The sequence below is a fragment of the Gluconobacter sp. Dm-62 genome (assembly GCF_018256155.1).
Classification (GTDB): Bacteria; Pseudomonadota; Alphaproteobacteria; order Acetobacterales; family Acetobacteraceae; genus Gluconobacter.
Genome location: NZ_JAERLY010000036.1, coordinates 1 through 13,887, shown reverse-complemented (window position 1 = coordinate 13,887; position 13,887 = coordinate 1). Strand labels below are relative to the sequence as shown.

Annotated in this window: 9 protein-coding genes and 3 pseudogenes; 9 read left to right on the top strand and 3 right to left on the bottom strand. The window is 51.9% G+C overall.

Annotated elements, in window-relative coordinates; all coding sequences use genetic code 11:
* Positions 1-78 precede the first annotated feature (78 nt).
* Positions 79-588: pseudogene (locus JK202_RS15820) on the top strand (transposase); the annotation flags it as partial.
* Between the two features lie 42 nt (positions 589-630).
* Here JK202_RS15820 and JK202_RS15815 read toward each other — a convergent pair.
* A pseudogene (locus JK202_RS15815) lies at positions 631-1,508 on the bottom strand (IS3 family transposase); the annotation flags it as partial.
* A 63-nt stretch (positions 1,509-1,571) separates the two neighbouring features.
* On the opposite strand from JK202_RS15815, the gene JK202_RS15810 reads away from it, so the two are divergent.
* Positions 1,572-2,722 (top strand): IS3 family transposase gene (locus JK202_RS15810; RefSeq protein ID WP_211562425.1). Its coding sequence is split into 2 segments (ribosomal slippage): positions 1,572-1,830 and positions 1,830-2,722, totalling 1,152 coding nucleotides; the frame shifts between segments, so codons are not numbered across the junction.
* Positions 2,723-2,749: 27 nt separating this feature from the next.
* A pseudogene (locus tag JK202_RS15805) lies at positions 2,750-3,727 on the top strand (IS5 family transposase); the annotation flags it as partial.
* 213 nt (positions 3,728-3,940) lie between these two features.
* Here the strand turns inward: JK202_RS15805 and JK202_RS15800 are convergent.
* A complete protein-coding gene (locus JK202_RS15800) occupies positions 3,941-5,581 on the bottom strand; it encodes an NAD-dependent malic enzyme (RefSeq protein ID WP_194265663.1) in 1,641 nt (546 codons plus the stop codon).
* Between the two features lie 106 nt (positions 5,582-5,687).
* Here JK202_RS15800 and JK202_RS15795 point away from each other — a divergent pair, with 106 nt between their 5' ends.
* Positions 5,688-6,599, top strand: coding sequence for a LysR family transcriptional regulator (locus JK202_RS15795; RefSeq protein WP_194265664.1), 912 nt, complete (start codon positions 5,688-5,690; stop codon positions 6,597-6,599).
* 77 nt (positions 6,600-6,676) lie between these two features.
* Here JK202_RS15795 and JK202_RS15790 read toward each other — a convergent pair whose 3' ends face one another.
* Positions 6,677-7,567 (bottom strand): LysR family transcriptional regulator, encoded by an 891-nt coding sequence (locus tag JK202_RS15790; RefSeq protein ID WP_194265665.1) that lies wholly within the window; start codon positions 7,565-7,567, stop codon positions 6,677-6,679.
* Between the two features lie 104 nt (positions 7,568-7,671).
* On the opposite strand from JK202_RS15790, the gene JK202_RS15785 reads away from it, so the two are divergent.
* From JK202_RS15785 to JK202_RS15765, 5 genes are all read left to right on the top strand, one after another.
* Positions 7,672-9,357 carry an alpha-keto acid decarboxylase family protein gene (locus tag JK202_RS15785; protein ID WP_194265666.1) on the top strand — a complete coding sequence of 562 codons (1,686 nt, stop codon included), beginning with the start codon at positions 7,672-7,674 and terminating at the stop codon, positions 9,355-9,357.
* Between the two features lie 182 nt (positions 9,358-9,539).
* Positions 9,540-10,079, top strand: a complete 540-nt coding sequence (locus JK202_RS15780; RefSeq protein ID WP_228120856.1) for a sorbitol dehydrogenase family protein — start codon at positions 9,540-9,542, stop codon at positions 10,077-10,079.
* Between the two features lie 23 nt (positions 10,080-10,102).
* Positions 10,103-11,746: a GMC family oxidoreductase gene (locus tag JK202_RS15775; protein ID WP_211562423.1), complete on the top strand. Its 1,644-nt coding sequence runs from the start codon at positions 10,103-10,105 to the stop codon at positions 11,744-11,746.
* 4 nt (positions 11,747-11,750) lie between these two features.
* Positions 11,751-13,178, top strand: a complete 1,428-nt coding sequence (locus JK202_RS15770; RefSeq protein WP_194265669.1) for a cytochrome c — start codon at positions 11,751-11,753, stop codon at positions 13,176-13,178.
* A gap of 19 nt (positions 13,179-13,197) precedes the next feature.
* Positions 13,198-13,755 carry a lipocalin-like domain-containing protein gene (locus JK202_RS15765; protein WP_228120854.1) on the top strand — a complete coding sequence of 186 codons (558 nt, stop codon included), beginning with the start codon at positions 13,198-13,200 and terminating at the stop codon, positions 13,753-13,755.
* Positions 13,756-13,887: the final 132 nt, after the last annotated feature.

Below are 13,887 nucleotides of genomic sequence, written 5' to 3'. Positions count from 1 at the left end.
CACCTGGAGGGTTCGAAAAACTCTCTGGTTATGAGGCCCTGTGTGTGATTCCATCGTTCATCTTACGATGAGGGATGGATGATGATGCAGCCCGGTTTTTTTGATGTTGAAGATCGCCTGGCTCGTCTGAGTGGGCTTGGTGACCAGCTCGAAGCGTTTTCCCGGACTGTGGATTTTGAAGTATTCCGTCCTGACCTGGAGAAGGCTCTGGCCTATGCGGACGGGAGCAAAGGCGGCCGTCCGCCGTTTGATCCGGTGCTGATGTTCAAAATCCTGGTGATCCAGACGCTGAATAATCTGTCCGATGAACGGACGGAATATCTGATCAATGACCGCCTGTCCTTCATGCGTTTTCTTGGTCTGGGGCTGTCAGATCGCGTGCCCGATGCCAAAACGGTCTGGCTGTTTCGCGAGCGTCTGACACAGGCGGGTGCGGTCGATGGTCTGTTCAATCGCTTTGATGCAACCCTGCGGAACGCTGGTTATCTCCCGATGTCAGGGCAGATCCTGGATGCAACGCTGGTCGCGGCTCCCAGGCAGCGCAACACAAATGCTGAGAAAGCGGATCTGCGTGAAGGGCGGATCCCACAGGGTAATCCCCCCATTTTTAGTGGGGCATTGAATGAGAATTCAGGCAGCTGTTTTTAGTTTCTGGGCGGGGGTTAGCCCGCTGTTCCCCATGTTGGGTCTGTCATGGTTATATGTCCAGAGCCATTGTGTTGCGACCTCCTGCACGTCCTGAATGCTTTCAAACAAATACTGCTCCAGCCATTCCTGCCGGACAGTTCTGTTGTAGCGTTCAATATAGGCGTTCTGCTGCGGATTACCCGGTTGCGTATAGATCAGGGTAATCCCCTGTTTTTCGGCCCATGAAACCAACGTATGACTGACATATTCAGGGCCATTATCCATTCGGATGGCTTCTGGCCTGCCACGCCACTCCATAACCTGTTCCAGACAGCGGACAACCCGACAGGCTGGCAGGGAAAAATCAACCTCGATCGCCAGTCCTTCACGATTGAAGTCATCCAGAATGTTCAGGAGCCGAAAAGCACGTCCATCCATCAGCCTGTCCGCCATAAAATCCATGGACCAGACCCTGTTGGGAAGGGTCGGAACCGACAGCTTTTCAGGCTTTTCGCGAACCAGACGCCTGCGGGGTTTAATCCGCAGGTTGAGTTCCAGTTCCCGATAGATCCGATAAACCCGCTTATGATTCCAGAGCTGTCCCTGCACATTGCGCAGATACAGGAAACACAGACCAAATCCCCATCTCCTGTGAGCCTGGGTCAGTCCCACCAGAAGAGCGGCAATCCTGTCGTTCTCCGCTGCCAGTCGCGGACGATAGCGAAAGCAGGTCTCGGATATCCCAAAAATCCGACAGGTCAGCGCAATGCTGACCCCATGATGCGCCACAGCTTGTGCGGCCAGTTCCCGGCACTGGGCTGGCCGCTTCATTTTTTTCCAAGGGCTTCCTTCAGGATATCCGTCTGCATGCTCAAATCCGCTGACGTGCCCCCCGGAAATATAACCATTTAAAAGTAGAGTCCGATCGAGAAGGATACGGACGGATGAAGCGCAGTCGTTTTACGGAAGAGCAGATCATAGGGATCCTGAAGGAACAGGAATCCGGGCTGAAGGTCTCTGATCTTTGCCGTAAGCACGGGATCAGTGACGCGACCTTCTACAAATGGAAGACCCGTTATGGTGGCCTTGAGGTATCCGAGGCCAAACGGCTGAAGGCGCTGGAAGATGAAAACAGCCGCCTGAAACGTCTTCTGGCGGATGCCATGCTGGATAATGCGGCGCTGAAGGAGATCGTTGGAAAAAAGTGGTAACGCCTGTCGCGAAACGGCAGGCGGTCCGACACATTCAGGAAGCTCTGGCCCTGAGTGAACGCCGAGCCTGTGCGCTTGTTGGTGTTGCCAGGCGTGTCGCGCGGTATGTTTCTACCGGAGCGGACGATGCTGCCCTGCGCCAGCGCCTACGGGAACCGGCGGACCAACGACGCCGCTTTGGCTATCGCCGCCTGGGTTATCTTCTGGCGCGGGAAGGATTCAGCCCCAATCACAAGAAGCTGTTCCGCCTTTATCAGGAGGAAGGGCTGAAAGTCCGCCATCGGGGTGGCCGCAAGAGGGCACTGGGGAGGCGTTCTCCCATGACCATCCCTCAGGAACCCGGGCAGCGCTGGAGCCTGGATTTTGTCTCGGATGCCCTGATCTGTGGCCGCCGGTTCCGCATTCTAGCTGTTATCGACGATTTCAGTCGCAAGAACCTGGCATTGGTTGCCGACACGTCATTATCAGGTGGACGGGTGGCGCGGGAACTGACGGCCCTGGTAGAACGATATGGCAAACCCCTCATGATTGTCAGCGACAACGGTACGGAGTTCACATCCCATGCCATCCTGAAATGGGCGGATGAGATGAAGATTGAATGGCACTATATCGCCCCCGGGAAACCGCAACAGAACGGCTTTGTCGAAAGTTTCAACGGCCGGTTGAGGGATGAATGCCTCAACGAGACGCTGTTCACGTCTCTCAGCCATGCCCGACAGGTTCTGGCTGACTGGCGGGAAGACTACAATACGGTGCGCCCCCATTCCCAGCTGGGTGGCAGGACACCGGATCAGGTCGCCAGACAAGTGTTTCGGGGGCATGCCCCCGAGACACTTGTCATCCCATCAACCCAAAGCCATAAAAAACGGGAACTCTCCTTTTGAGTGGATACAAAAAAGGGGGCACGTCAATTTCGTCCTGATCTGGATACAGCGCTGGCCTATGCAGACGGCAGTAAAGGCGGTCGTCCGCCGTTTGATCCGGTGCTGATGTTCAAAATCCTGGTCATCCAGACGCTGAACAATCTGTCCGATGAACGGACGGAATACCTGATCAATGACCGTCTCTCCTTCATGCGCTTTTTAGGCCTGGGGCTGTCGGAGCGTGTGCCTGATGCCAAAACCATCTGGCTGTTCAGGGAGCGTCTGACCCAGGCGGGAGCAATTGATGTTTTGTTTAACCGCTTTGATACGACCCTGCGTAATGCTGGTTATCTGCCGATGTCAGGCCAGATCCTGGATGCCACGCTGGTAGCGGCTCCGAAGCAGCGCAATACCAACGATGAAAAGACTGATCTGCGGGAAGGACGGATCCCACAGGATTGGCAGGATAAACCGGCAAAGCTGTCCCACAAGGACAGGCATGCACGATGGACGCTGAAGTTCACGAAGGCGAAGCGGCAGGATGATGGAACCATGCCATCCAGCGATCTGGCTATCCCATTCTTTGGCTACAAGTCCCATGTCTCCATCGACCGGAAGTTTCGGTTCATCCGGAAATGGAAGACGACGGACGCCGCCGCCAGTGATGGTGCGCGATTAAGAGAGGGGCTGCTGGATAAAACCAATACGGCCTCAAGCGTCTGGGCAGACACGGCCTATCGCTCCAAAGCCAACGAAGACTTCATGGCAAAGCAGGGCTTTGTCTCGAAGGTTCACAGGACGAAGCCGCATCTCAAACCTATGCCACTCCATATCCAGCGGTCCAATGCAGGAAAGTCCGTGATCCGATCCCGCGTCGAGCATGTCTTTGCCGATCAGAAATCGCAGACGGGACTGTTCGTCCGAACTGTCGGTATCACCCGGGCCACCATGAGGATCGGCCTTGCCAACATTGTCTATAATATGCGCCGCTTCCTCTTCCTCGAGAGGTTGAACGCAAGCGCGTAGCCATCCCACTGGCGATGGGCCGGGATCTGCTCAAAACGCAGAGCGAAAGTCACCCCGGAAACCCTCAATCAAATCGCCAAAAGCCTGAAATCGCTAGCCAAGCGCATCAACCAACGGTTCTTCGATCCCTCCANATCGCCAATGCCGTCCTCAAAACCGGCCTGCCATGGCGCATTCGCTCCGCCGCTTAAACACAGTTGCTAGAGGTAGACTCTACTGCCCATTCGCCGATGTGTATTCCGGACGGTAGAGCTTGGACTCAATCCAGTCCACGATGTCTTCGGGTTCAGGGACCTGAGCCAGGCCCGACTTGAAGATTTGACGCGCGATTTTGATGGCCGTGTTGATCTCCACACGTAAGACATCTTTTTGCGGCGGAAAAAGCAGACCGTGGGCACGTTGTTCTGCTGTGACTTGTTCGGCGGTTGCCTTGGCCGCCTCGAGAAAGACCTCGTCGGTGATGCGTCGTGCCTGTGTTGCCCAGACAGCCAGTGCCACGGCGGGGAAGATGTAAAAATTATTGGCCTGGCCGGGGGTTAGCGTCTTGCCATTCAAAGTAACATCATCGAACTGGACACCAGCAGCGAAGAGCGCTCGGCCGTCGGTCCAGCGATAGGCCTGTTCGGCAGTGCATTCCGCCTTGTCGGTGGGATTGGAAAGCGCGAAAATAACGGGCTTGTCGTTGATGCTTGCCATGGTGCGGACGACTTCTTCGGTGAAGCCACCCGCGTTGGTACTGACGCCGATCAGGACAGTGGGCTTAATAGATTTGACGGCTTCTGCAAGATCTTTTGTCGCTGCATGGGAGTGAGCGAACACTTTTTGCGAAGGATTAAGATCCTGCCGCGAAGGTTCGATCAGTCCGTTGATATCCATCATGGAAATGCGGGCGCGGGCATCAGTTTCAGAAAGGCCTTCGTCCTGTAGCGCACTCACGATCATATTCGCGATGCCGATCCCAGCAGAACCTGCGCCGTAGAACAGGATACGTTGTTCTTTCAGCGCCTCACCCTTGATCGATAAGGCTGTGTCGAGGCCCGCGATCGTAATGGCCGCAGTCCCCTGAATGTCGTCATTATAGCAAAGGATCTTGTCACGGTATCGCGCCAGTAGGCGGATAGCATCGTCTCCTTTCCAGTCTTCAAAATGCAGGCAGCAATGAGGATAAAGCTCTTGAATGGCTGCGACGAGTTCATCAACGAATGCGTCGAGTTCGTCTGACGATGGGGGTGCCTGCCGCAAACCGAGATAGAGTGGATCGTCAATCAATTTCTGATTGGTCGTACCGATATCCAGCAACATCGGCATCAGGCCCTGAGGTGGGATGGCGGCGCAGGCTGTATAGAGTTGCAGCTTGCCCACCGGAATGCCCATGCCGTTGGCGCCAATATCTCCGAGCCCGAGAATACGACCGCCGGAACTGACGCAAATGAAGCGCACATCTTTTTCGGGCCAGTTGGCGAGAATCTCTTTCACATGCCCTTTGTGACGCAACGAAAGATACAGGCCTTGTGGTCTCTCAAAGAGACGATTGTACTGAAGGCAGGCATCAGCGATCGTCGGATCGTAAACAATCGGAAGAAAGCGTTTCGGATCGGACATCACAACCTTGAAGAACAGTGTTTCGTTACGCTGTGACAAGCCGTTCAGATGCAAGAAGCGCTCGAGATCGTTGCTCTTGCTGTCCAGCTGCCACAGGACGCGCTCCATCTGCCGATCAAGAGTTTCGACGGCGTCAGGTAGGAGGCCGAGCGTACCATTCTTGTGCCGCTCCTCATTCGTGAAGGCGGTTTCGCGGTTGTGAACCGCATCCAGAAGGGGAGGGAGTGAAGATGCAGTGCGATCGGACGTCATGTCTGTCTCCATTCATTGATGAACAGACAATGGATGTGCGTTGATGGTGCTGGTAGTCGCATAAAAGGCATTGTATCTGTGTATAAAATGCAAAGATGGCCCCTCAATGCACGATGACGCCGGTGACCTGAGATTTTTCGTACTCCTCGTTGAAGCGGGAAATCTGACTGCCGTCGCACGTCATCTCAACGTTTCGGCAGGAGCTTCCAGTCGAAGACTGGCTCGGATGGAGGAGCGGCTTGGCGTACGGCTGGTCACAAGGACATCAAGACGCTTCGACCTGACGGACGAGGGACAGACGTTTTATGAGCGTGCTGCAGAGATCATGACTGATATTGAAGCAGCCGAAGCCGAGATCTCCGCCAATCAAAAAGAGCTTCGTGGTGTTCTGAGGATTGGAGCACCACTTGAACTGGGACGTCGCCGTTTGGCTGATTTTGTCAGCGAATTCGCCGATCGTTTCCCGAAGCTGCGCGTCCATCTTCTTCTGTCGGATGAAGGGCTGGATGTTGTTAATAGTCGCCTTGACCTGGCCATTCGGATTGGCATGCCGAATGAAACGGGGGTTGTTGCGACAAAAATCATGAGCAGTGAACGAGTCATCTGCGCTGCTCCAGCCTATCTTAAGAAATTTGGCATGCCTGCCACTCCTGCCGAATTAAATCGGCATCGCTGTATTTGCCTGATGCGTGGGCATGAGCTGGGAATGCTCGACCGATGGCGGCTGTCTCGTGAAGGAGAAGATCAGGTCGTTGAGGTAACGCCGCATCTATCGACGACGAGCGGCGAAGTGGTGCATGATTGGGCACTCAAGGGTAAAGGCATCGTGTTCAAAGTCTTGTGGGACGTCGGCGACGACCTGCAATGCGGCAGGTTGGTCCGTCTTTTACCGGAGTACCAAGGGGAGACGATCGGATTGTTTGCAACGATGCCAAGTCGACGTAACGTGCCTCTGCGCGTTCGAACTTTTCTCGACAATTTAAGAGATTTTCTGGCGCATCGACCGTCATGGCATTAGTGAAAATAATTAATATGTATGATCGGATTTTTGTAATTATTAATAGAAATTACGGATAATATACTCAATATTATATTCTAATTATTGCTTCCTATAGCCAGAAGAATTTGATGGAAATTGGCGCTTGGTCCAGTCAATTCCGTTTCAAGGGTGGCAAGCGAGATGCTGGCTCGAGGTGAGGGGCCGGAGATGGGATGGAATGTTGCGCCATCAGCATGAATTTGTCGTAGGTAAGCCGGAACGACTGCTACACCCAGTCCCGCCGCAACCATTGGAATTGTTGCGGTGATCTGAGGGGCTGCTTGTCCGAAACGCGGAGTAAAGCCGCCTTGTTGACAGGCTGAGATAATAGCATCGTAGAAACCGGGGCCGAGTGAGCGATCAAAAATAAGAAATGGTTCTTTGGCGACGTCGATTAATTTGAGCGTGTGGCGCTTGGAAAGTGGATGGCCTTTTGGAATGGCGATCAGGGTTGGTTCATCAAAGAGAGGATGGAGTACGATTTCCGGATCTGGCGCTGGCGGGCGTACAATGGCGAGATCGACCCGGCGCTCTCGTAAAGCCTCACAGAGAGCGGGAGTGTTACTCTCTTCGAGTGTGATTACAATATCGGGCCACTGCTCTCGAAATGCTCGTATGGCTTTAGGTATTAGAGGTAACAGCGCGACGGCTCCAGCCATCCCTATTCTAAGACGCCCTTGTTCGCCAAGAGATAATCCTTTGGCCAGAAGGTGAAATTGATGTTCAAGGCGCAGAATTGTCTGGGCTTTTTCAAAAAGCTGCTCCCCAAAATCCGTCAAGACAGCTCCACGTCTAGACCGGATAAAGAGTTGCACTCCTAGCTCTGTTTCTAGGGATTTAATCTGCTGGCTGAGAGGGGGCTGCTCGATATGGAGCACCTCTGCGGCTTTTGTGAAGCTGCCATGCTCTGCGATGGCCACGAAATAGCGTAGATGGCGAAGATCCATGTATCCATATGATATACATATGACAATCAGTCAAAATATATATTGGACGTTTAAAAGAGGGGCATCCATCTTGGGGGAAGAATTTTTATTGGAGATACTGAGTTATGGCTTTCACTGTTGGGCATTATCTCGCTGAACGGCTGACACAAATCGGTCTGAAGCATCATTTTGCTGTTGCTGGTGACTATAATCTGATTCTGCTTGATCAACTGATTGAGCATGGCGGTATGAAGCAGATCTATGACTGCAATGAGTTGAATTGCAGCTTCGCGGCGGAAGGTTATGCGCGCGAAAATGGTGCTGCTGCTGCTGTGGTGACGTTTAGTGTCGGTGCAATTTCAGCAATGAATGGCCTGGGTGGGGCTTATGCTGAAAATCTTCCCGTCATTCTGATTTCTGGTGCGCCGAACTCTAATGATCATGGGTCGGGCCATGTCCTGCACCACACGATCGGCACGACAGATTATAATTATCAAATGGAGATGGTGAAGCACGTTACGTGTGCGGCTGAGAGCATCACCTCGGCAGACACTGCACCTGCAAAAATCGATCACGTCATTCGGACCGCACTGCGCGAAAAAAAGCCCGCTTATTTAGAAATTGCTTGTAACGTTGCGAGCCAGCCTTGTGTGCGCCCAGGTCCGGTTTCGTCGCTTCTGTCTCACCTGAAGGCAGACGAAGTCAGCCTCAAAGCTGCGCTCGAAGAAAGTCTCGCGTTTCTTGAAAAAGCCCAGAATGTTGTCATTCTTGTCGGGAGCAAGCTGCGCTCTTGTGAGGCGCTGACTGAAACAGTGGCTCTTGCAGACAAGCTCGGTTGTGCCGTGACTGTTATGGCTGCGGCCAAGAGCTTCTTCTCTGAGGCGCATCCGGGTTTCCGCGGAGTTTATTGGGGGGAGGTCAGCAGCCCTGGCGTTGAAGATGTCATCAAGAGCGCTGACGCTGTTATCACTCTGGCCCCGGTCTGGAATGATTATTCGACTGTCGGTTGGCGGGATTCGGTGCGTGGAGAGCATGTGCTTGAAGTGGACCCGGGTCGTGTCACGGTGAGCGGTAAGACTTTTGAAGGTTTCCGTTTGAAGGAATTTGTGGCTGCTCTGACAGAGCGGGTGTCCAGTAAGCCTGCCTCTCTGGTGAAGCCGTATACTCCCGTTGCGTTGCCAGTTGCTGACGCTGCCAAGCCGCTCACTAATGATGAGATGACCCGTCAGATCAATGCGTTGGTCGATGGAAACACGACGTTATACGCCGAGACTGGTGATTCCTGGTTCAATGCAACGCGTATGCATCTGCCTGAGGGTGCCAAAGTTGAGTCGGAAATGCAGTGGGGACATATCGGTTGGTCTGTGCCGTCCATTTTCGGTAATGCCCTGGCTGCTCCTGAGCGTCAGCATGTTCTGATGGTTGGTGATGGCTCGTTCCAGCTGACGGCACAGGAAGTGGCGCAAATGGTTCGCTATGAACTGCCGGTTATCATCTTCCTCATCAATAATTTTGGTTACGTCATTGAGATCAAAATTCATGATGGCCCCTATAATTATATCCAGAACTGGGACTATGCCGCTCTGATGCAGGTCTTCAACCAGGGTGTTCCGGGCGTAGAAAGTGGTAAATACGGACTGGGCCTGCACGCTACGACAGGTGAAGAACTGGCTGATGCCATTGAAAAGGCAAAGAAAAATACTCGTGGACCAACATTGATCGAATGTAAGCTTGATCAGACAGATTGCACCGAAACGCTCGTGCAGTGGGGCAAATTTGTTGCAGCAGCCAATTCCCGTAAGCCTGCCTGAAAATAAGTAATTTTATTCGTGCATGTGCCTTCTTTTAAAAACAGGAAGGTACATGCACAAACATGTCTAGGAGAATAAATAACAGATCGTTTTAAAATAAAAATTTATGACGAAAAATACAAGAATGGGAGTATATATTATATTTAGTTAAGAAATTCTATTTTGTGAAGTGAGTGTTTCTTATGCACATATCACGCTCTACCAGCCCTCGGATCGGAAGGCGCGGGTTGCTTTTGGGTATGTCGTCTCTCAGTGCCCTCTTTTGTGTTCAAACATCTCGCGCTGCGCCATTGCGTGGTGGAATGTTGCGTTCCGGAATGCTGCATCAGAAGTTCATGTCGGTCTCATCTCTTTTGGTGCCGCATAAGCTCAATGAAACTATCGGAATGAGAACAGCAGATGCAATGATCGCGACTGTTCCTGATTTTCCTGAACATTTAGAGCAGCTAGCATCGTTCATTGAGGCTAAAAAGCCCGCTGATGTTGAAGAGCTTATGGAAGCTTTAGCAGATGTTTCTTTGAAAAATGCCGCTCAAAGCATCATTGAATCTTGGTATACTGGTGCAGTTCAGGGGGTATCCACTATTTCCGTCATTTCTTATGAAGAGGCTTTGATGTTCAAAGTCACGTCTGATGTGATGACGATACCCTCTTATGCTATTTCTGGGCCCAATGGCTGGACGGCGGACGCTCCGCCTCTTTCTCAACTTCCGATTTTTTGAAGCTGATATAGGAGCGCGCTGAAATGGTAAATGAGACAAAATATGACGTCGTTGTCGTCGGAACAGGCGTTGTTGGGTGTTTGATCGCCGAACAAGCTCTAGATGCTGGTTTGTCAGTGCTTATGTTGGAGGCTGGGCCCAGGGTTGATCGACAGACCATCGTAGAAAATTTTCGAAACCTTCCTCCGTCGTTGCGACATCACTGGGATGCGCCATTTCCTCCGCCACCATGGGCACCAGTTCTCGAAACACGCACGCCTGGCGAAGAAAATGCTTATCTGGATCTGACAGGGCCTAATGCCACGGCTTACCAGCAAGGTTATGTTCGGTATGCTGGCGGAGCGACGTGGCACTGGGCTGGCATTTGTTGGCGAATGACCCCTGACGATATGAAATTAAAAAGCCTCTATGGAGTTGGGCGCGATTGGGCTTTTGATTATGAGACTTTAGAGCCGTATTATGCTCGTGCAGAATATGCTCTAGGCGTTTGCGGTCCAACGGATGCCGCATTGCAATGGCCTCCCAAAACGCCTCGTTCCCGGCCTTATCCCATGGGTCCGTTACCTTTGGGGCCAGGAGAGCAGCGCTTCACCGATGTTATGGCACCACTCGGCCTGCAAAATTTGCCTGCACCGCAGGCGCGCAATAGTGGTGTTAGTTATGATGGACGTCCTGCGTGCTGTGGCAATAATAACTGTTTTCCGGTCTGCCCTATTGCTGCAAAATATGACGCAGCCACGGCACTGCCACGCATTGAGGCCAAAGGCGGAAAGCTTTTAACCAATGCTGTTGCCTATCGCATTGAAGCGGATGACCGTCATAAAATACAGGCTGTCCATTATCATGACCCTCATCGCACATCACATCGCGTAACAGGGCGTGCTTTCGTCATTGCCTGTAATGGCATTGAGACCCCCAAACTTCTGCTCTTGTCCAAAGATGATCGCCATCCAAATGGAATTGCCAACAGTTCCGATCAGGTAGGGCGTAACATGATGGATCAGCCGAAGTTGAAAGCGACTGTTGAAATGAGCGAGCCGCTTTGGACTGGGGTTGGACCTGTACAGGGCAGTAGCATTCTGAACACCAGTCAGGGCGACTTCCGTAGCGAATATGCTGGAGCCATGTTCCGTATGGAAAATATGGCCCGAGGCTCGATTGGTGCAGCAGAAGCGTTAAAAAAAGGTCTGTACGGACGTGCCCTCGATCAGGAAATTCGCCGCCTGTCTGCTTGTACCGGGCTGTTGGTTGTGGAGCATGAGCCTCTTCCGTCTTCCATTAATCGTCTGACGCTGTCGGATAAAAAAGACTGGTTAGGCCTTAATCGCCCGCGGATTTATTATGATGTTGGCGATTATGTGCGGCGTAGTGCGGAACAATATACTATTCCGACACTTAAAAAGATGGCAGCGGCTTTAGGGGCGACAAAGTTCGATCTGAATCCTGAGTTCTTGCATAGTGATCACATCATGGGAGGCTGCATTATGGGAAAAGACCCATCAGACTCAGTTGTCGATGTTGATTGCCGTTCTCACGATCATGAGAATCTCTTTCTTCCTGGCGGGGCAGCAATGACAACCGGCGGGAGTGGAAATAGCACGATTACAATGGCAGCGCTTGCTTTGAAGGCTGCCGATGCAATTGTGGCACAATTCAAGACGGCTTGATCTCATGATACAGCGATCCTTTTTCTACACAGTTACAGTCTGTTATTTTGCTGCCATTGCTCTTTCTGCGACACATCCAGCAAAGGCTGATCCACTTGGAAACCCACAGCGTGGTCAGTATCTGGCAGTTGCTTCAGACTGCGTAGCCTGTCATACGGCGCCCCATGGACAGCCTTTCGCGGGTGGGTTGGCCATGCATACCCCCTTGGGAGTTATGTATTCGACAAACATCACTCCGTCTCTTTCAGCAGGTATTGGTCACTATTCGTTAGAAGATTTCGACAAAGCTGTTCGGCGTGGCGTCAGAAAAGATGGTGCCAACCTGTACCCAGCAATGCCGTACACAGCTTATTCCTATCTGACGGATCAGGACATTGCTGATTTATATGCTTACTTCCAGAAGGAGGTTGCTCCGGTAGATAAAAAAGGACCGGTTACAGCGCTGCCATTTCCGATGAATATCCGGTTCTCCATGTCTTTTTGGAACATGTTGTTCCTGAATGGAAAACCCTATCAGGGTGATGCGACAAAGTCGGCAGAGTGGAACAGGGGAGCTTACCTGGTACAGGGGGCGACGCATTGTGGAACCTGCCATACACATCGTGGGTTCCTGATGCAGGAAGATCTGGCGCACCCGCTGTCGGGAGCCAGTCTTGGAACATGGTACGCACCAAACATTACCCCTGACACAGTCAGTGGTATTGGGAGTTGGAGTGATCAGGATCTTACGGAATATCTCCGCACGGGACGCCTGCATGGCAAAGCACAGGCCGGAGGCGGAATGGGTGAGGCTGTTGAACACAGTTTCTCTCATATGTCTTCTGGTGACCTGAATGCCATTAGCGTTTATTTGCGCAGTTTAAAGCCGGTCAGTGATCCGAATGATCACGCTTCGTCCAGATTTCAGCAAGGCCATGACCTAAATCCGTCAGTCGAGCTGCGGGGGGTAACCCCGATTCTAGATCATAACGACAACACCGCCAGTGGAGCGGCTCTCTTTATGGGGAACTGCGCCTCGTGTCATGGGGCCAGTGCTCAGGGAAGTAAAGATGGTTATTATCCATCCCTCTGGCATAATTCGGTGACAGGGGCGTCTCGTGGCGACAACCTCATTTCAACAATTCTGTATGGTGTCTCTCGATCGGTAGAGGGGCGCCAAGCCTTCATGCCAGGTTTCGGCGGAAAATCGGGAGATGCTGTACAACTGGACGATAGTCAGATCGCCAGGTTGAGCAATTTTGTTTTCAAAACATATGGTCGACCAGACGTTCAGGTCACACCACAGGATGTTGCGCTTATCAGAAAGGGTGGGCCTGCCTCTCCATTATTGCTGTTGTCCCGAGTTGGCATGGCGGCGGGAGCAATACTGGTTCTGATACTGTGTGCCGTAGTGTTCGTCATAAGACGTCACAAAACAATAAATGTTGTTTAAAAATAGAAAGGATATGAGTATGTTTGAAAAAGTACGTAAGTACACAAAAGTTATGCTGATTATGTTTTTTGCGGGATCTGTGTCTATGTCTTCATTGTCATCTGTCCATGCTCAGGAAGTATCAATTCCGGAACTTCCAAAGCAGGTTGATCCAGACTTGAAAAAGAACATAGTCGGGGTTTGGGAGCTGGTTTCTTATAAGGTTCAGGATAAAGAAACCGGGAAGTTGATTGACGCTATGGGCGCCCATCCGCGTGGCCGCGTCATCTTCACCCCTGACGGTTGGGTTGCGTTTAATCTTGAAGGGAGTGATCGTCAGCCTGCAAAAAATGACGCAGATCGCGCGCATCTCATGAAGACACTCGTTGCCTATATTGGCCGCTATCGTGTGGAAGGTAACCAGTGGGTTACAAGTGTACAGACAGCATGGGCGCCAGAATGGGTTGGAACAGAGCAGCGTCGTAATATCGTCGTGAAAGGGAATGAAGCTGATGTTCTGACGCCTTGGCGGATTATGCCTAATTGGGATAACGGAAAAATGTCCCGCAGTATTATCCGTTTCAAACGGGTCAATTAATCCGGAAAAGCCGGCGACCGTGCTCTACACTCTTAAAAAAGGAGCGAGCACCTGGAGGGTTCGAAAAACCCTCTGGTTTTGAGTCTGTCTCTGTGATTCCATTTCTCTTGCATTGATTGATGGAATGGAAGA

Bases quoted from the DNA above. Each gene is read 5' to 3' on its own strand.
- JK202_RS15795 (WP_194265664.1), top strand. From the start codon at position 5,688: ATGCACGATGACGCCGGTGACCTGAGATTTTTCGTACTCCTCGTTGAA.
- JK202_RS15765 (WP_228120854.1), top strand. From the start codon at position 13,198: ATGTTTGAAAAAGTACGTAAGTACACAAAAGTTATGCTGATTATGTTT.
- JK202_RS15770 (WP_194265669.1), top strand. From the start codon at position 11,751: ATGATACAGCGATCCTTTTTCTACACAGTTACAGTCTGTTATTTTGCT.
- JK202_RS15785 (WP_194265666.1), top strand. From the start codon at position 7,672: ATGGCTTTCACTGTTGGGCATTATCTCGCTGAACGGCTGACACAAATC.
- JK202_RS15790 (WP_194265665.1), bottom strand. From the start codon at position 7,567: ATGGATCTTCGCCATCTACGCTATTTCGTGGCCATCGCAGAGCATGGC.
- JK202_RS15775 (WP_211562423.1), top strand. From the start codon at position 10,103: ATGGTAAATGAGACAAAATATGACGTCGTTGTCGTCGGAACAGGCGTT.
- JK202_RS15800 (WP_194265663.1), bottom strand. From the start codon at position 5,581: ATGACGTCCGATCGCACTGCATCTTCACTCCCTCCCCTTCTGGATGCG.
- JK202_RS15780 (WP_228120856.1), top strand. From the start codon at position 9,540: ATGCACATATCACGCTCTACCAGCCCTCGGATCGGAAGGCGCGGGTTG.